Genomic DNA, 17358 nt, shown 5'->3' with positions numbered 1-17358 from the left:
GTAACTCAGCGGCTGTGCAACTCGACGACTGTGCTACTCGACGGCTGTGCAACTCAGTGGCTGTGTGCCAGCACCTGGATCGCGAGGACCACGAAGCCGATCAGGACGAGCGTGACCAGCGCGGCCAGCTTCTGCCACCAGGTGATCTCGGCCTTGCGAACCGCCAGCCAGCCGATGAGGGCAAGCGTCGCGAGATAGATGTAAGCGGCGATCAGCAGCGCGGTGTTGAGTTGCAGGACGTCGAGCCACGCGAGGGTGATCAGGATCAGTGGGAAGATCAGCGTGCCGAGAGCGCCGGTGGCTATGCCGACGATGATCCGGAGGTCGTCGCCGACGGGAAAGTGCCGGTGCACCGCGAGGTAGGCGATGCCATCGGCGGCGAAACCGGCCAGGACCACCGCGACCACACCCAGGGCGAGGATCTCGAATGCGTATGGCGGGTCGTAGTGGTCTGATCCCCGGTACATCACGAGCACGATCGCCAATCCCGTGAAGGCTGCGTAGACGCGCTCCTTGAGGTAACTCACCGCCATGTGTGGAGGGATGTCGACTGGGCTGCCCGGGCTGGTCGGATCAGGGGCACCTGGTTCGGTCATGACCACATTGTGGGCCTACTCTGGCCGCCATGAGCGTCAACCCAACAGTCCTGGTCTCATCCGCCGGCCTTGTCGGTGGCTATGCCGCAGCGCGATTCACCGGTCGCCGCGAACTCGGCGGAGTGGTGCTTGCCGCTGCAGGGGCCTGGTGCACGCGGGAATGGGCGCGGCAGAGCCCGGTCGCCGCGGCGGGTCTGCTGACGGGGTACCTCGGTGCATTCGGCGCTTCGCATCCGCTCGCCAAGAAGGTCGGGGCCTGGCCATCGGTGTTCGCCGTGACCGCTGCAACCGCCGCGAGCACCTATGCGGTGACCCGCAAGGGGTGAGTCGACAACCAGGATCGACCGATCCCCGCGCCTGCGTTCTGGAACAATCGTGAGTTGTGCGCACTCGTAGCGAGACCGGCCGAACCCATGTCGTGATCATCGGTGCAGGATTCGGTGGCCTGCATGCCGCTCGGCGCCTCAAGAAGGCCGATGTCGAGGTCACCGTTGTGGACCGCGGCACGAGCCATCTGTTCCAGCCGTTGCTCTACCAATGTGCGACCGGGCTGCTGTCGCAGGGTGCGATCTCGAGTCCGATCCGGCACCTGCTGCGACGTCAACGCAATGCCAAGGTCGTGCTGGGCGAGGCCAAGAACGTCGATGTGGCGGCACGGACCGTTGCGGTCGAGCGGCCAGACGGATCGACCATGACCATCCCCTACGACCACCTCGTGGTCGCGGCCGGGATGCGTACCGCCTATCACGGGTGCGACGACTTCGCGGAGTTCGCTCCGGGCATGAAGACCCTCGACGATGCGTTGGCCATCCGCCGCAAGATCATCGGCGCATTCGAGCTCGCCGAATCCCTCCCGGATGCGACGCAGCGGCGTCCGTGGCTCACGTTCGCGGTTGCCGGCGGCGGTCCGACCGGGGTGGAGCTCGCCGGACAGATCCGCGAGCTCGCGACGCTGGCGCTCGAGAACGAGTTCCGCAGTATCGATCCCGGTGAGGCGCGGGTCCTCCTGCTGCACGGCGGCGACCGGGTGTTGCCGTCGTTCAGTCCTGCCCTGTCGCGACGTGCGCAGAAGACCCTCGACGACCTCGGCGTCGAGACGCACCTCGGCGTCCACGTGACCGGTGTGACCGCCGACCAGGTGGAGACCACCACCAAGTCGGAGCCGCACGAGATCACCCATTACGAGGCCAAGACCGCCCTGTGGACGACCGGCGTGGAAGCGGTGCCGTTTGCCGCGGCGCTCGCCCGTGCCCTCGGTGTGGAGCAGGATCACGGCGGGCGGGTTCCGGTCGAGGCGGACCTCTCGGTGCGGGGGCATCCGGAGGTGTGGGTGGTCGGGGACATGAGTTCTCGTGACGAGCTGCCCGGTGTGGCCGAGGTGGCGATGCAGGGTGGACGCCACGTCGGTGCGGTGATCGCCCACCTCGCAGGCGGCGGTACCGACCGAGCCGCATTCCGCTATCACGACCTGGGCAGTGCGGCATACATCGCTCGCCGGCATGCGGTGGTGCAGGCCGGGAAGCTGCAGCTGTCCGGATACCTGGGCTGGCTGGCATGGGGCGTCATCCACATCGCCTTTCTCGCCGGGATGCGTAATCGCATGGGCACCGTGATGAATTGGAGTGCGACTCTGCTGACCGACTCCCGAAGGGAGCGGGCCATCACGTACGGCGATCCGGAGACAGCTCGGCAGCCGTATCGCTGACCACTCATCTCGCTTGACCACTCAGATCACCGAGCAGCCGTGTCCCAGATGACACCGGAGCGAGGCGCGACGTCGTGGGGGGGCTCAGGGTCGCGCTGAGGTGCCATCTGGGTCAGCGGTCGCGGATTGATTACCTGACAGGTAGTGGATTCGGTGCAGGCCTCGGCGGAGGATTGGGGCAGGGCATCGAGGAGGTCCCCATGACATCGCACAATCACTCTGTCCCGCAACTTGTCCCGCACTCTGTCCCGGTTCCCACCGCAGCACCGACGGCGTCGAGCCCACGCTGGCTGACGGTCGTCATGCGTTGTGACCGCTGGGGGTCGTACTGGTTCGTGGCGGTCGGGTTCTTCTTCGCGCCGATTCTGCTGATCCTCGCTCCGTGGTCGTTTGCGGTCGCGATCGCGTGGACGCTGATCTCGCTGTCCGGCCTGTGGCTGGGGATTCTCGGGATCTTCATGGCGATCGGACTCGCCAAGGTGCTCCGCGCGGGGGAGGAGATTCCCGAGGAGTACTGGTGGTCGCTGTTGGGCAAGCCTCCGCCGGCGTCTCGGTAGGGTCGGGCTCATCGCGGGTGGGTGATTATCTGCTGTCTGGTGGTCGGGTTGTGCCAGGTGATGGTGCGGTCGGTGTGCATGGTGGGTAGCCATGTTCCGAGGTGTTTGCGGTGATGGTCGGGTCGGCAGAGCGGGATGATGTTGTCGGGCACGGTCCAGCCGCCGGCCTGTGGGTCGGCATGGTTGAACTTGACGAGGTGGTCGAGTTCGCAGTCGTGGGATGGTGTGGCGCACAGTGGGTATCGGCACCGCAGGTCGGTGTGCAGGATCTGGTCGCGTAGTCGCCGGGATGGTGTGTAGGTCAGGGCTCCTGGTGGTGGATGCCGGTGGCCACCGTGGCCGGTGGGATCGACCGGTGGTGCGGGTCCGCGCTCGCCGGTCACGATCAGCCCCGATGGTGGGCGTTCGGTGGTGTCGGGAACGGCGATGAGGGTGGAGTTCTCGGTCAGCGTCTCGGCCAGTGCGGGGTCGATGGCCCCGTAGCCGCGTAGTCGGGGGACCACGCTGCCCGCAGGGTCGAGGACCAGTGTCCAGGCAGACGACGACGGTTTTTGGCTGCTTGGCTTGGCCTCGGGCACATTGGTGTCCGCCGAAACAGCCTCGGTGCCATGCTCGCTCGGCTCGCTCGGATCGCTCGGCTCGGTGGGATCGGTGGGGTTGGGGGTGGGGCGTTGCGGGCAGTCGTGGTGTCCGCAGTGGCAGGTGAGTGTTGTGCCGGGGACGCCGGTGATCTCGGCGAGGGCAGCGACGCGTTGTCCTCCGATGCGCCGCGGGTCGCGGCGACACAGGCGTTCGGCAATCAACGCGGCGATCCGTTGGGACAGGTGCACGCCGTCTTCGGCGGGTACACAGCCGTCGAGGGTCATGTGCCCGGACGAGTCGGCGGTGACGGTCAGGTTCTGCCACACCTCGGCGAACTGTTCGCGTGTCTGGGCGGCGCCGTCGGGGTCGAGGCTGATCACCACCTCGGCCAACTGATCCTGCAACACCGTGTCGGTGGTGGGCCGCGCCTGCAACTCCAACGCGAGGTCTTCGAAATCGAGAGTGCACGCCGCACCGGGTGTCGGGTCGGTGTCGATGACCAGATCGTCGGGCACCAGTTGTGCGGCATAGACCATCCGCGACATGCGGTGGGTGCTGAAATCGCCGGCCAGGTAGGCCAGCCGGATCTTGGGCAGTCGTTGCAGCGCGTCGCCCAGGTGCAACCAGGTGCCGGCCTTGGTGCGGGAGAATCCCAACTGTAGGGAGATCTCACCGATCGCGGCTTTGTCGGCGGCGCCCCGCACCCGCATCCGTTGGGTGGTGCTCAACGACACCAGCATGTCCTCATACACCGACCGGCCCAACCGATACGCCGCCAGCAGTGAGCGGGCTTCGTGTTGGCGACTCGCCCGCAGATGATCACGCGCGCCAGCACCGACAACCGTCGATGCCGCCGAGGTGATCGCCGCATCGGCGGCAGCGGGATCAGAACACACGAACACGACAGCGAGGCCTTCACAGATCGACACCGACAGGACACCACCAACATCTGCCCGTCATCGGAAACGACAACCCGCATCACCATCAACCGACAACAGCGTATCGGGGAGCACCGACAAGATCGGCTGGCAAGTGTGGGCGTGGGGTGGGTGGTCTCGATACGCCGCTCACTTCGTTCGCGGCTACTCGACCGGCGGAGGGGGCGCGCGGGCTACTTGACCGGCGGAGGGGGCGCGGGCTACTTGACCGGCGGAGGGGGCGCGACACTCAGGTCGTCAGCAACCGCCACAAACCGATGAGACCGACCACGACGATCACCGCGCGCAATGCAGCAGGCGACAGCCGTCGACCGTAGCGTGCGCCGAGGACTCCGCCGAACAGTGATCCGATCGCGATCAGCCCGGCGACGGCCCAGTCGATCCGGTCGAAGGCCACCAATGTGTAGGTGACTGCGGCCACCACGTTGACCACCAGCGAGAGAAGGTTTTTCGCGGCGTTCATCCGCTGCAGGTCGTCGGGGACGATCACGCCGAGTGCGCCCATCAACAGGATGCCCTGGGCGGCAGTGAAATACCCGCCGTACACGCCGACCGCGAAAGTGGCGGTGACCATCACGGCGATCCGGGGTCCGGTGAGGGCCACGGTTGGGTGATCAGGGCCGACGGAACGATGTCCGACCCATTTCTGGATTCGCGGTTGCGCGACCACAAGGAAGAGTGCGGCGACCAACAGCACCGGCACGATCGCCTCGAACACCGTCTCGGGCAGATGCAGCAGAAGCCAGCAACCGAGAATGGCCCCGAAGAAGGATGCCGGCATCTGCCAGCGGAGCTGCGGCCATTGGCCCGACAACTCGCGTCGATACCCCCAGGTGCCCGAGACCCCGCCTGCGACCAGACCGATCGCGTTGGACATCGTCGCACTCACCGGTGGCACCCCGAACGCGACGAGGGTGGGGAAGGTGATGAGGGTGCCACTGCCGACCACGGCATTGATGGCCCCCGCCCCGACGCCGGCCACCAGCACCGCGAGCAGTTCCCAGGTCGTCACCCAGACGAGAGTGCCCTGTCGGCGATGTCCCGATGTCGCCGGGGTGGCGCCACGCGACACTAGACTCGCCCCATGAGCACAACCGACGACGTCGTCGAACAGATCCTGCGCACCTACGACACCATCACCGTCGTCGGTGCGAGCGCCAATCCGTCGAAGGCTGCGAACGAGGTTCCCGCGTACATGGCGGAGCACGGATGGCGGATCATCCCGGTGAATCCGCATGCCGACGAGATCGTCGGCGAGAAGGTCTACCGCACCCTGGCCGACGTCCCCGAGCAGGTCGGCCTGGTCGACGTGTTCCGTCCCGCCGAGGACGCCGCCGAGGTCGCGCGGCAGGCAGTGGCGGCAGGCGCGACCGCGCTCTGGCTGCAGCTGGGCATCTCCTCGGAGGAGGCTCGCGCGATCGCCGACGATGCCGGGCTGCTCTACGTCGAGGACCGCTGCCTGATCATCGAGCAACGACGTACCGGCCTCGTGGCGCCGAAGTCCTGACCTACGCGCGCCCCGCATCGCGATGCATTTCGACATGGCAGACATCACCGGGGCGCGGCTGCCGCTGTTCCTGCTCTTCCTGTCGTTCGTGGTCACGTTCGTCGTCACGCGTCTCATCACCCGGCTCATCCGGGCCGGACGAGGTCCGTTCAAGAACAACGTGCGTGGCGGAGTCCACATCCATCATGCGGTGCCGGGCATAGTCCTGACGGTGGGTGGCGCCTTCGTCTCGGTGGCGGTCGACGGGTCCTCGCCGGGCGCCGAGATCAGCGCGGTACTGATCGGCATCGGGACGTCGCTGGTGCTCGACGAGTTCGCGCTCATCCTGCACATGCAGGACGTCTACTGGGCGCGCGAGGGGCAGCTCTCGGTCCAGGTCGTGTGCCTCACCATCGCGGCACTGGGTTTGTCGGTACTCGGGGTGAACCCGCTGCAGTCCGATGACGACGACAAGGTCTCCGTCGGACCCCTGGTGCTGTCGGTGAACCTGCCGATCGCCATCGCCTGTCTGCTGATCTGCGTCGCGAAAGGCAAGTACTCGACGGCGGCCATCGGGGCATTCATCGCTCCGGTGGCGTGGATCGGTGCGATCCGGCTCGCGCGGCCGCGATCGAGGTGGGCGCGCAGACGTTATTCACCGGAGAAGCTGGCCCGCGCGACGCAGCGCGCGACGACATTCGACGCCCGGTACGGCTCATGGGGACTCGACGTCGAGGACCTCGTCGCCGGTCGGCCCACCGGTCCCGGTCACGACACGGCCTGATCGACGTCGAACCCGAACTCTCGGCGGGCGAGTGCGAGAAAAGCGTGCACCGCGGGTCCGGCGGATGTGCGCCACACGAAGCCAAGCGAGGCCTGGTCGTTCACCCCGCGGATCGGGCGACCGGCCACGGCGTCGGCACGGTCGGCGACGATGGACTCGCTCAGCACCCCGATGCCCAGCCCGCTCGCGACGAGTTCGACGACGGCATCGGGCGACGACGCCTCCAGGGAGATCCGGATGTCGCCTGCGCCCCGGTCGAACGCGGTCCGGATGCCGGCGCCGCGCGGTAGACCCACCAACGGGTGGTCGCGCAGATCGCGAAGGGACAGAGTCTTTTTCGAGCTGAGCGGATGGTTTCGGGGAATCGCCGCGACCACCCGCTCGCGCACCACGGGCAGCTCGTCGACACCGGCGGGGAGGTCGCCGGCATAGCCGGCGAGCGCGATGTCGAGCTCGCCGCGCAGCACCCGCGCGACCAGCCCGTCCGAGGCGTCCTCGGTGAGCGACAGTCCCACTCCGGGGTGGCGATCGCGGAAGAGCCCGAGTGTGGCGAAGAGTGGTCGGACCGTGCACCCGTCGACCATCCCGACCGACAAGTGGCCGCGCACCACCTGGTTCACCTCGGCCACCGACTGTCGCACCGACTCCGCGGCGGTCAGTGCGTCACGTGCGGCAGGCAGTGCGGCCCGGCCCGCGTCGGTGAGTGTCACCCGGCGTCCCGACCGATCGAACAACCGGGCGCCGAGTTCACGTTCCAGCCCGCGGATCTGGGCGCTGATATTCGGCTGGGTGGTGCGTACCCGCGCCGCGGCGGTGGTGAAACCCGACTCGGCGGCGACCGCGACGAAGTACTCGAGCTGACGGAGTTCCATAACTGGAAATCATAGTTCCTATATCAACAATCAGTTGGACTTCTTAGGTGGACGTCGCGATGGTGGAGTGACACGAAACGACAGCCAGGAGGAGTCACATGTCCGATGGACGCACCACCGAGAAGGCCGCCACCCCCGAGGACATCACTCGGCTGTTCGTCGAGTTCTCGAACGCCGGTGCGGCGGACGCCGTGGCATCGCTCTACCACCCGGATGCCGTGATGGCCTACCCGCCGGGCGAGGTCACGCGTGGTCGAGCGGCCATCCGGGAGCTATGGGCCTCGGTACTGGCCCACAACCCGACGTTCGTGCCCGAAGAGCCCCTGCCGACGCTGTATTTCGGCGACGACCTGGCGTTGACGTCGACACCTCCCCGCGATGGTGCGGGTGCGCGCGCACAGGTCGTCGCACGGCAGGACGACGGCTCGTGGGTGCGGATCATCGACCAGCCGGAGTTCCAGACGCCGACCAGCTGACGAGACACGCAAACCGATCGTGCACGACCGAAATTGCTCTAGACTCGGGTGAGTACGTGCAGTCGAGAGGTGAGGCGAATGGGCGACAGGGTGACGGTCGACGAGAATCCACTACTCCTCGAACGTCAGGTCTGCTTTGCCCTCGCCGTCGCCAATCGATCGGTCCTCAAGATCTACCGCCGACTGCTCGAACCGCTGGGTCTCACCCACCCGCAGTACCTCGTGATGCTGGCACTCTGGGAGACGTCGCCCCGGGCGGTCAAGGACATCGGCCATGTGCTGCAACTGGATTCGGCGACGTTGTCGCCCTTGCTGAAGCGGCTCGAAACTTCCGGGCTGGTGATCCGCCGGCGTCGCGACGACGACGAGCGCAACGTCGACGTCGCGCTGACCGACACTGGCCGTGATCTGCGCACCAAGGCCCTCGACATCCCGCAGGCCGTGGTCTCGGCACTCGGGGCGGACATGACCGACCTCGAGGAACTACATGCGGTCCTGACCCGGGTGAACGCCGCAGCTCTGCGCGCCGAGTCGGACGGGTGACGAATCGAGGCCGCGGAAGGGTCGTCGAGACAGGTCACGCGGTGGGCCCGGCGGTGTTAGCGTCGAACCAGTTGTCGTCGATCGCCGCGAGGAGGCGGATCATGAGCAACTCTCGATCCCGTGCCGTGTTGATCACCCTCGGTGTTCTGCTGGCGACGGTGCTCGCAGCGGGCTCCGTGGCGAATGCCCAGATCGATATCAAGCGTGGTCAGACCGGACAGGTGCTGTTGGCCAAACAGGCGGACTGTCGTGTGTCACCGAACGGCCTCACCGCGCGCGACACGTCGTTCACCGTCCTGTCGCCCGATCGGAGCCCGGGTGCCAACATCCGCACCCGGCCGATTCGCCTGATCAATGGACGGGCGGTGCCGATGGCGGGCGTCACCTGGTCGGGCTGGCAGGAACTCCTGCCGAGCAAGCCGGTGCAGTTCCGGGGAGCGAGTGTGTGGACCGGTGACCGGCGTGCCCGACTGGAAATCGCCCACGTCGTCGAATTCTGGGGACTGCGAGGCGGATTCCTCGGTGCGAAGCTGGCCGTGCAGAACCGCTATCTGACCACCAGCAGCACTTTGCCGGATCTCGGATCGCTCGGTCCGTGGCTGCCGGTCCAGCGGTACTGCCAGGTGCCGCGCCGCTGACGTCGTCCGGGCACCGGCGGCTAAGGTCGACACATGGCTGAGCCGACGATCGCAGAGACGAGGTGAGCGGCGTGATTGCGATCCTGGTCATCGTGATCACCGTCGTGGTGGCGTTGTTCATCCTGGGCGGTGCAGCGTGGTTCGCCTGGGATTCGGACAAACGGGTCAAGAAGTTCGCTCGCTCCACGGATCTGATCCCTGGCAAGCCCGGTCGCGCACCCGTCGAGTGGACGTCTGCGACCTCCAAGGAAGCCCTGCTGCATCAGCGTGTGCGGTATGCGATCGCCGATGTGCACGCCAATCCGGCGATCCCACACGATCAGGACCTCGTCGCGGCCCGAGATCGCCTCGACGACGCCGTGTTCGACCTCGACGACAAGCTGATCGCCACCGCGGAGGTCGCCGACCAGGAGGACAGGTCGGCCCGGCTGGAGGCCGCCGAATCGGCCATCCTGGTACTCGAAGAACTCCCTCGGAAGCTCTGGGAGGCACCGAAGGAGACTCAGCTCGCCGACCTCGAGAAGGTGACGTCGGCACTCGTCGGCGCATGACGGCGCAGCACGATGCGGGCGATCCCGACCACGAGCCGTCCGCCCACGCCGGAGTCACCGAGGACATCCTCACCGGCCGCACGCTCTGGGTGATCCTCGTCCTCGCCGCCATCGCCGGCGCGCTCGCCGGATTCGTGGGGGGTGCATTCCGGTGGCTCCTCGAACACACCGATCGATGGCGTGGTGACGTGGTCGATTGGTCGCACGGACATTCGGCGTGGGGGTGGCTGATCCCGATCGCGGTGTCGGCCGTCGCCGCGGCCGGGGCGGCCGCGATCGCCCGATGGCAACCACTCTCCGCGGGGAGCGGCATCCAGCATGTGGAGGCCGTCGACCGCGGGGAATCCGACCCGCCGCCGCTGTCGGTGGTGCCTGCCCGGTTCGTCGGTGGACTGCTCTCGGTCGGCGTGGCGGGCATGGTCCTCGGACGTGAAGGCCCCACCGTGCACATGGCCGCTGCGATCGGTGCCGCCGCCGGACGGTTCGCGCACCGTGCACAGGACGAGATCCGGCTGCTGCAGACGGTGTTGTCGGGGACCGGACTCGCGGTCGCCTTCAATGCGCCGATCAGCGCTGTGTTCTTCATCTTCGAGGAGGTCACCAAGACCTTCCGGTTGCGTGAGGCGATCGTGACGATGGTCGCGGTCGCCATCGGTGTCGGTGCCAGTCGGCTGGTCCTCGGAAACGAGCCGGACTTCACCCACGTCGGATCGGTCGCGACGCCGTCATTGACCACCCTGCCGATCTTCGCCGTCTTCGGCCTCGTGGTGGGTCTGCTCGGCGTGGTCTACAACAAGCTGATCCTGGCGTGTCTCGACGGCTTCGACAGAATCCGGCGCGTACCCGCGATCGTCAAGGCCGGACTCATCGGTGCCGCCGTCGGGGCGCTGCTCTTCGCCGAGCCGGTGGTGGTGGGCGGCGGCGACGGGCTCGCCGATCTCATCCTGGCGGGACAGCGTTTCGCATTGCCCGTCGTCATCCTCTACGTCGCAGTGCGTTTCATCGCGGGTCCGGTGTCGTACGCGGCAGGCACTCCCGGTGGCATCTTCGCGCCGATTCTGGCGCTCGGAGCCCTGATGGGACTCATCGCCGGTCGGGTCACCGAGGTGGTGGTGCCGGGACTGCACACGGACCTGACCATCGCGTTCGCGCTGGTCGGCATGTCGACGCTGTTCGCCTCCATCGTGCGGGCGCCGTTCACCGGACTGGTGCTCGTCATCGAGATGACCGCGGTCACCACCGTCACGATCCCGATGCTGATGTCGGGGGCGATGGCGGTGGTGGTCGCCTCGTTGATGCGCTCGCAGCCCATCTACGACGCCCTGCGGGTGCGGATGTTGCGGAAACAGGTTGTGCCGGAACACCCACCGTCGACGACCTGATCGGTGATCCGGCGCCGGGGGCTCACTCCTCGTCGGCCAGATCGATGAGCGTGCGGACCGTCTTGAGGTTGCGGCCCGTGCCCTGCACTCCCAGGCCTTTGGCGATCACGGGCGCGGTCAGCTTCGAGCCACCTGCGCCCCCGTCGAACCTGATGTGCAGGTTGTCGCCGATGACGGTGAACTCGTCGTCGCCGAACGGGCGCTTCTCGAACTCGGCGATCTTCGCGGCGTCGGGTGTGCCGGTGAGGCAATACACGTACGAGTACTTCGGGTCGACGACAGCGAAGGGATGGTCCGCCAGGGCGGCGGCGAGGTCGTCGCGGGACCGGCTGATCACCTCCCGCGCATAGCCGAAGCGTTCGGTGATCGCTGCCTCCAGGGCCCGGTCGAACTCGTCGACAGCACCGGGCGGATCGCAGAGCAGGTTGCCCGACGCGATGTAGGTGGACACCTTGGTGGCGCCGAGTTCGGCTGCCATTGCCCGTAGGTCGGCCATCGGGAGTTTCGCGCCGCCCACATTGATCGCACGGATCAGTACCACTCGTCGCGGCATCGTTCTCCTCGGTGGGTGGGCACGGTCAGATGATGACCGGACGCGGCGGCGGATCCGGTTGCGGGGGTCCTGGATTCGGCCCGGGTTCCGGCCCTGGTCCCGGCTCAGGTTCGGGACCCGGCTGGGGGATCGGCTCGGGTTCCGGTACCGGGATCGGCGGCTCCGGGGGTGGTTCGGGGACCGGCTCGGGCGCCGGGACCGGCTCCGGTGGCGGCGGCGGAGGTGGGACAGGCTGACCCATGATCACACTCCTCACTGAGTGTCGTCTGTTGCCGACGTTACGCCGCCGGCCCGACAGCGGCATCGGTAATGATCCGTCGCCGATCACGGCGAACTCGATGTCACCGCGGCTTCGCCGGATCGCCGGTCAGCGCGGCGGCGGCCCGACGTATCGCGCACGTGGCCGGATGATCTTGCGGGACCGGGCCTGTTCGGCGATGTTGGCGCACCACCCGACGACGCGGCTCACGGCGAAGGTCGGGGTGAACATGGATCGCGGCACCCCGCAGGCGTCCATCACGACACCCGCGTAGAACTCGACATTGGCGTATCGCGGCTGATCCGGATGGGCCTCGCGCAACACCTCGACCACCTCGCGTTCCACGTCGACGGCTTGCTCGACGGTCGGCCCGCCGAGTTCGACGGCGATGGACCGCAGCAGTTCCGACCGTGGATCGACGGTCCGGTAGACGGCGTGACCGAAACCCATGATCCGACGATGCGCGGACACCTGGTCGCGGGCCCACGCGGCCGTGTCACCGTGGCGGGCGATCTCGTCGAGGGCGTCGAGTGCGCGGTCGGGCGCGCCCCCGTGCAGGGGGCCCGAGAAGGCACCGAGCGCGCCGCAGACCGCCGCATGGACGTCTGCGCCGGTCGACGCGATCACCCGGGCCGTGAACGTGGAGGCGTTGAAACCGTGGTCGACGGTCGCGATCAGGTACTGCTCGATCGCCCGGGAATGGACGGGTTCGGGTCGACGCCCGGTGACCTGATGAAGCCAGTTCGCGGCCACGGAGAGATCGGGATCGGGAGCGATCGGCTCCTCGCCGATGCGGATTCGATGCAACGCGGCCAGGATCGTCGGGGTCAGGGCGGCCACCCGCATCGATTCCTGCCGGATGGACTCCGGGTCGCTGTCCCACAGTGGGGCGGCGTGCACGGCGGGGCCTGCGGCCGACAGCACGGTGCGCAGACCGGCGAGCGCGTCACGCTCGTCGCCGAGCAGCGCGACGGTGCGGAGCAGGCCGGTGAGTTCGTCGGGCAGGGCGGCCAGAGGCGCGGTCGCGGAACGGAATCGGGACAATTCGTCGCGCGTTGGCAGCGTGCCGTGTACGAACAGGTACCAGACCTCTTCGAAGGTCCGCGTCCGTGCGAGGTCTATCGCCGAGTGTTCGCGATAGTGGTAGAAACCCTCGTCCCCGCGCACATCGCCGATCTCGGTGTCGGCGACGACGACATTGGCCAGCCCCTCCGGTGCGATCAACGTGTCCATCACGACACCACCTCTCCTGCCTGGCAACCCCGTTCGGTGTGCCATGCGCTCACGATGCGCGATGTTGATCGATGTGGTCAATGTTGATTTGATCAACATATGGCACGGACGCACACGCGACGATTCCCGAAGCCGATCCACCATGACGGCCGCGACTACCTGACCACCGAGCAGGTGGCGCGGCTCCTCGGTGTCAAGGTGGCCACCGTTTACGCGTACGTGAGCCGAGGGCGGATGACGAGCGTGCGCATCGACGGCGTCGACGGGAGTGTGTTCGCGGTGGAGGAGGTCGAGGGTGTGCTCGAGGGCAGGCCCCGGCGTGCTCCCGCGGGGGCCGTCGAGCGGATTCGGACCGGGTTGACCCTCCTGCAGGACGATCGGCTCTACTATCGCGGCCACGACGTCGTCGAGCTGGCCGATCGCGGCTTCGAACAGGCGGCGAATCTGTTGTGGGACAACGAGAATCCATGGCCATCGGCCGGTGTGGACACCACGACGACGGCGGTGATCCGTACTGCAGGCGGACCGCGGGCCAGGGGCCTCGACCTGATCCGGCTGACGGTCGACGTGCTCGGCGCGCGTGATCCCCACCGGCACCGTCGCGATCCGGCAACGGTCACCGGCACGGCGGCCAGGGTCATCGATGCCTGCGTGGACGTCCTGGGTGACGGGACCGGGCACGCGGGATCGATCGCCGAGCGCCTGTGGCCATGCCTCACCGACGACCCGTCGTCGCCGCAGAAGACCGCACAACTCGACGCGGCCCTCGTGCTGCTCGCCGATCACGACATGTCGGCGGGCACGGTGGCGGCACGGGTGGCGGCGAGCGCGCGCGGCAGCATCTACGCGGTGCTGGGCGCGGGACTCGGCGCGTTCGACGGACCGGTCCACGGTGGTGCGACGACCCTGGCCCACCGTTTTCTCGCGGCCGCGCTCGACGACCCCGCCGGGGCAGTGGCCGAGCACCTCTACATGGGCAACGACATACCGGGCACCGGCCATGTGGTGTACCGGCATCGCGACCCGAGGGCCGATCTTCTCCTGGATCTGCTCGCACACACCGACGGCGGTGATCTTCGGGTGGTGTCCGCCGTCGAGGCGATCCGCCGTCAACTGCCCGAGTCGGCATTCCCCAACTCGGATCTGGCACTCGCCGCCCTCGCGCTCCGATATCGGATGCGGCGAGACGCCGCGGAGACGATCTTCGCGCTCGCCCGGATGGCCGGCTGGACCGCCCATGCCCTCGAGGAGTACGACGAGCGCCGCCTGCGCTTCCGGCCCGAGGGCGTCTACGCCGGGGTGCGGCCTGAGTCACTCAGGCCGACGGCCCCGCCACCGCGAACGTCCGCTGGAACGGCAGGACCGTCCCCCAGTCCTTCGCCGGGTAGGCGGCCCGCAGCCGATCCTTGACCTCGGCGACGAAGACCTCCCGGGTGTCGTCGTCGAGCGCCTTGAGGAATGGTCGCGCGGCCGTCCCGGAGATCCAGTCGTATACCGGGTCGTCGCCGTGGAGCACATGCAGGTAGGTCGTCGACCAGGCATTCGTCGAGTAACCGCGTTCGGTGAAGAAGGTCAGGTATTCGAGCGGACCGAAGCGCGGAACGCGCCGGACGGCGGAGAGTTGCTCGGCGAATCGCGGATGGTCGGCGAGCTCGAGGAGCGATCGGTAGGTGGGTGCCTCACCGTTGTCGGGAACCTGCAGGGCGAAGACGCCGCCGTCGGTGAGGTGCCCCAGCAGGCGCTCGATGACGTCGAACTGGTCGGGCACCCACTGGAACATCGCGTTGGAGACGATCAGGTCGACGGGCTGATTCGGCGCCCACTCGGACGCCTCCGCGATGTCGTAGTTGGCCAGCGCGTCGGCGTTCTCCCGGATCGCCTTGTCGATCATCTCGGCGGACGAATCGATGCCGAGGACTTGCGCTTCGGGCCAGAGCGCGCGCAGGTGGCGGGTGAGATGACCTGGACCGCAACCGAGATCGACGATTGTCGACGGTGCGGTCGGGACCTGCGCGATGAGGTCGAGGTATGGGCGCGCACGGTCGTCGGCGAATTGCAGGTAGCGGTCCGGATCCCAGGTCTGCATGACCCCAGGGTAGTGCGCGCGGGCCGTGACGAGCAGGGTCGAAGGATGACAAATGCGGTCGGCGCGACCGCGAAGCGGGGTGCAGTACCCTTCGTTGGGTGACAGACGCCGTGTTCGACGACCCGCAGATCGTGACCCCGAGCGACACCGTGACGCCCGGCTCGACCGACGTCGTGGAGATCTCCTCCGACGGCGCGTGCCTGGGCAATCCGGGTCCGGGCGGCTGGGGCGCGGTGCTGCGATACCGGCAGCACGAGAAGCGGATCTCCGGGTCGGATCCGGACACCACGAACAACAAGATGGAGCTCACCGGTGCCATCGAGGCACTGGCCGCGCTCACCAAACCGTCGACGGTGATCCTCTACACGGACTCGAGCTATGTCCGCAACGGCATCACCAAATGGGTCGCGGGCTGGCAGCGGAACGGCTGGAAGACCTCCGACAAGAAGCCGGTCAAGAATGCCGACCTGTGGCGGCGCCTGATCGACGAGGAGAAGCGGCACCAGGTCACCTGGAAATGGGTGAAGGGTCACGCCGGCGACCATTACAACGAGATCGCCGACGAGCTCGCGACCACCGCTGCCCGGCAGATCGCCGAGGACAGGCGATGAGTGAGCCGTTGTCGGTCGCCGTCGAACCCACGCCCGATCGGCACCTGGTGGCGGCGGTCGAGGGCGCCGGTGGGCGGGTGGTCGGGATCGATGAGGCTCGCGTGCTGGTGTGGATCGGCACCGGTGCGGAGTTCCCGGACCTGCCCGACCACGTCGAATGGGTGGCCCTGAAGACTGCCGGCATCGAGGAGTTCGTCTCCGCGGGGGTCATCGACGACCGCCGGGTCTGGACGAATGCGTCCGGTTTCTACGCCGAGAACGTCGCAGAGCACGCCCTGACTCTGCTGCTCGCCGGCCTGCGGCAGGTCAATACCGCGGTGCTCAGGCACTGGGACAAGGAGCCGATCGACACCGCAGTCCGTTCGCTGCACGGTTCGACAGTTGCGATCATCGGTGCAGGCGGGATCGCCGACTCGCTGATCCCGCGCCTGTCCGCGTGCGGTGCCGACGTGATCGCGGTGAACCGGTCCGGCCGGCCCGTCGACGGTGCGGCCCTGACCTTGCCTGCCGACCGCACCGGCGAGGTGTGGGGGCAGACCGACCATGTGGTGCTCGCGGCACCGGCAACGGCGCAGACGCGCCACCTCATCAACGCGGACTCGCTGGCAGCGCTCCCCGCCCATGCCTGGGTCGTGAACGTCGCGCGGGGACCGCTGGTCGATCAGTCCGCGCTGGTGGCCGCGCTGCGTGAGGGGCGGATTGCCGGCGCTGCACTCGACGTCACCGACCCCGAGCCGCCCGCCCCCGACGACCCGCTCTGGTCGTTGCCGAATGTCATCATCACGCCCCACGTCGCGAATCCGTCGTCGGGACTCACCCGCACGATGGCGCCGTGGCTGGCCGAGAACATCCGGCGATTCCTGGCCGGCGAGGAGCTCCTGGCGGTCGTCACGCCCGGCAGCGACTACTGACCGCGAACCCGTCGACGGCTCGTCCTTGCGTTGGAGTGCGCTCGAAGGCCTAGCGTCATCTCCATGAGCACAGATCACCTGATGGAGAAGGCGCTGGCGGCGCTGGGTGAACAGGACGGACCGCTGTCCGTCGAGGTCATCCATCAACTGGTGGAGGTCGACGAGGCCGACGGCGTCCGCACGATCGCGGAGGCCGCGGACCTACTCGGCGTCTCCGCGCACACCCTCCGCTACTACGAACGCATCGGCCTGGTGGACGTTCCGCGTGACGGTGTCGGCAACCGGACCTACGACGCCGCGGCCATCCGTCGCCTCGTGTTTCTCACGCGGATGAGGTTGTCGGGCATGGCCATCCGCGACCTACAGCACTATGTGGAACTCGTCGACCGCGGTGACGACACGGTCGAGGAGCGGCTGGAGATGTTGCTCGAGCACCGTGACACGGTTCGGCGGCAGATCGCGGAGCTGACATTGTCGCTGGCCGCAACCGAATACAAGATCGCCACCTACGGAGGGAAGACGCAGCCGTGAGCAGCGCACCGAAGGACGCCGCACCGAAGGACGCCGCACCGAAGAACGCCGCACCGAAGAACAC

The 17358-nt window shown here is 67.6% G+C and carries 21 protein-coding genes; 14 read left to right on the top strand and 7 right to left on the bottom strand.

What is annotated here, in order from left to right:
- Positions 1-53: 53 nt before the first annotated feature.
- Positions 54-596: a hypothetical protein gene (locus tag IDF66_RS10725; protein WP_190266816.1), complete on the bottom strand. Its 543-nt coding sequence runs from the start codon at positions 594-596 to the stop codon at positions 54-56.
- 29 nt (positions 597-625) lie between these two features.
- Here IDF66_RS10725 and IDF66_RS10720 point away from each other — a divergent pair, with 29 nt between their 5' ends.
- The 3 genes from IDF66_RS10720 (at position 626) to IDF66_RS10710 (ending at position 2858) form a co-directional block, all read left to right on the top strand.
- Positions 626-922 carry a hypothetical protein gene (locus tag IDF66_RS10720; RefSeq protein WP_190266815.1) on the top strand — a complete coding sequence of 99 codons (297 nt, stop codon included), beginning with the start codon at positions 626-628 and terminating at the stop codon, positions 920-922.
- A gap of 56 nt (positions 923-978) precedes the next feature.
- Positions 979-2301, top strand: coding sequence for an NAD(P)/FAD-dependent oxidoreductase (locus tag IDF66_RS10715; protein ID WP_190266814.1), 1323 nt, complete (start codon positions 979-981; stop codon positions 2299-2301).
- 200 nt (positions 2302-2501) lie between these two features.
- Positions 2502-2858, top strand: a complete 357-nt coding sequence (locus tag IDF66_RS10710; protein ID WP_190266813.1) for a hypothetical protein — start codon at positions 2502-2504, stop codon at positions 2856-2858.
- 8 nt (positions 2859-2866) lie between these two features.
- Here the strand turns inward: IDF66_RS10710 and IDF66_RS10705 are convergent, their stop codons facing one another.
- The gene (locus tag IDF66_RS10705) at positions 2867-4369 is read right to left on the bottom strand and encodes an HNH endonuclease signature motif containing protein (RefSeq protein WP_223309412.1); all 1503 of its coding nucleotides are present in this window, start codon (positions 4367-4369) and stop codon (positions 2867-2869) included.
- A 238-nt stretch (positions 4370-4607) separates the two neighbouring features.
- Positions 4608-5390 (bottom strand): sulfite exporter TauE/SafE family protein, encoded by a 783-nt coding sequence (locus IDF66_RS10700; protein ID WP_190266812.1) that lies wholly within the window; start codon positions 5388-5390, stop codon positions 4608-4610.
- A gap of 72 nt (positions 5391-5462) precedes the next feature.
- Between IDF66_RS10700 and IDF66_RS10695 the strand changes: the two genes are divergently transcribed.
- Positions 5463-5885, top strand: coding sequence for a CoA-binding protein (locus tag IDF66_RS10695; RefSeq protein WP_190266811.1), 423 nt, complete (start codon positions 5463-5465; stop codon positions 5883-5885).
- A 34-nt stretch (positions 5886-5919) separates the two neighbouring features.
- Positions 5920-6648: a hypothetical protein gene (locus tag IDF66_RS10690; protein WP_321189408.1), complete on the top strand. Its 729-nt coding sequence runs from the start codon at positions 5920-5922 to the stop codon at positions 6646-6648.
- Here IDF66_RS10690 and IDF66_RS10685 read toward each other — a convergent pair.
- A complete protein-coding gene (locus tag IDF66_RS10685) occupies positions 6633-7520 on the bottom strand; it encodes a LysR family transcriptional regulator (protein ID WP_190266810.1) in 888 nt (295 codons plus the stop codon). The genes IDF66_RS10690 and IDF66_RS10685 overlap by 16 nt on opposite strands.
- Positions 7521-7618: 98 nt before the next feature.
- On the opposite strand from IDF66_RS10685, the gene IDF66_RS10680 reads away from it, so the two are divergent.
- The 5 genes from IDF66_RS10680 (at position 7619) to IDF66_RS10660 (ending at position 11110) form a co-directional block, all read left to right on the top strand.
- The gene (locus tag IDF66_RS10680) at positions 7619-7996 is read left to right on the top strand and encodes a YybH family protein (protein WP_190266809.1); all 378 of its coding nucleotides are present in this window, start codon (positions 7619-7621) and stop codon (positions 7994-7996) included.
- 78 nt (positions 7997-8074) lie between these two features.
- Complete coding sequence (locus IDF66_RS10675; protein WP_190266808.1) at positions 8075-8539, top strand: MarR family winged helix-turn-helix transcriptional regulator; 465 nt, start codon at positions 8075-8077, stop codon at positions 8537-8539.
- A 101-nt stretch (positions 8540-8640) separates the two neighbouring features.
- The gene (locus IDF66_RS10670; RefSeq protein ID WP_164308105.1) at positions 8641-9177 is read left to right on the top strand and encodes a hypothetical protein; all 537 of its coding nucleotides are present in this window, start codon (positions 8641-8643) and stop codon (positions 9175-9177) included.
- Between the two features lie 71 nt (positions 9178-9248).
- Positions 9249-9728, top strand: a complete 480-nt coding sequence (locus IDF66_RS10665) for a hypothetical protein (RefSeq protein WP_164308106.1) — start codon at positions 9249-9251, stop codon at positions 9726-9728.
- Entirely contained in the window at positions 9725-11110 is a 1386-nt protein-coding gene (locus IDF66_RS10660) for a ClC family H(+)/Cl(-) exchange transporter (RefSeq protein WP_164308107.1), read from the top strand. Before IDF66_RS10665 ends, IDF66_RS10660 begins: the two co-directional genes overlap by 4 nt.
- Positions 11111-11132: 22 nt before the next feature.
- Here the strand turns inward: IDF66_RS10660 and IDF66_RS10655 are convergent, their stop codons facing one another.
- Positions 11133-11663, bottom strand: coding sequence for a DUF1697 domain-containing protein (locus IDF66_RS10655; protein WP_164308108.1), 531 nt, complete (start codon positions 11661-11663; stop codon positions 11133-11135).
- 367 nt (positions 11664-12030) lie between these two features.
- Positions 12031-13155 carry a citrate/2-methylcitrate synthase gene (locus tag IDF66_RS10650; RefSeq protein WP_190266807.1) on the bottom strand — a complete coding sequence of 375 codons (1125 nt, stop codon included), beginning with the start codon at positions 13153-13155 and terminating at the stop codon, positions 12031-12033.
- Positions 13156-13254: 99 nt separating this feature from the next.
- On the opposite strand from IDF66_RS10650, the gene IDF66_RS10645 reads away from it, so the two are divergent.
- Positions 13255-14565 carry a citrate synthase gene (locus tag IDF66_RS10645; RefSeq protein WP_190266806.1) on the top strand — a complete coding sequence of 437 codons (1311 nt, stop codon included), beginning with the start codon at positions 13255-13257 and terminating at the stop codon, positions 14563-14565.
- On the opposite strand, the gene IDF66_RS10640 is transcribed toward IDF66_RS10645, so the two are convergent.
- Complete coding sequence (locus IDF66_RS10640; RefSeq protein WP_190266805.1) at positions 14471-15241, bottom strand: methyltransferase domain-containing protein; 771 nt, start codon at positions 15239-15241, stop codon at positions 14471-14473. The genes IDF66_RS10645 and IDF66_RS10640 overlap by 95 nt on opposite strands.
- A gap of 149 nt (positions 15242-15390) precedes the next feature.
- Between IDF66_RS10640 and rnhA the strand changes: the two genes are divergently transcribed.
- From rnhA to IDF66_RS10625, 3 genes are all read left to right on the top strand, one after another.
- Positions 15391-15852, top strand: a complete 462-nt coding sequence (gene rnhA, locus IDF66_RS10635; protein ID WP_387999235.1) for a ribonuclease HI — start codon at positions 15391-15393, stop codon at positions 15850-15852.
- On the top strand, positions 15849-16763 hold the full coding sequence (locus IDF66_RS10630; RefSeq protein ID WP_190266804.1) for a D-isomer specific 2-hydroxyacid dehydrogenase family protein: 915 nt from the start codon (positions 15849-15851) through the stop codon (positions 16761-16763). The genes rnhA and IDF66_RS10630 overlap by 4 nt, the downstream gene beginning before the upstream one ends.
- Before the next feature lie 63 nt (positions 16764-16826).
- A complete protein-coding gene (locus IDF66_RS10625) occupies positions 16827-17294 on the top strand; it encodes a MerR family transcriptional regulator (protein ID WP_164308113.1) in 468 nt (155 codons plus the stop codon).
- The last annotated feature ends 64 nt before the right edge of the window (positions 17295-17358 follow it).

It is taken from the genome of Gordonia hankookensis (assembly GCF_014673215.1).
GTDB classification, from domain to species: Bacteria; Actinomycetota; Actinomycetes; order Mycobacteriales; family Mycobacteriaceae; genus Gordonia; species Gordonia hankookensis.
Note: the sequence above shows the minus strand (reverse complement) of the source record. Positions and strands in the feature narration are given on the sequence as shown.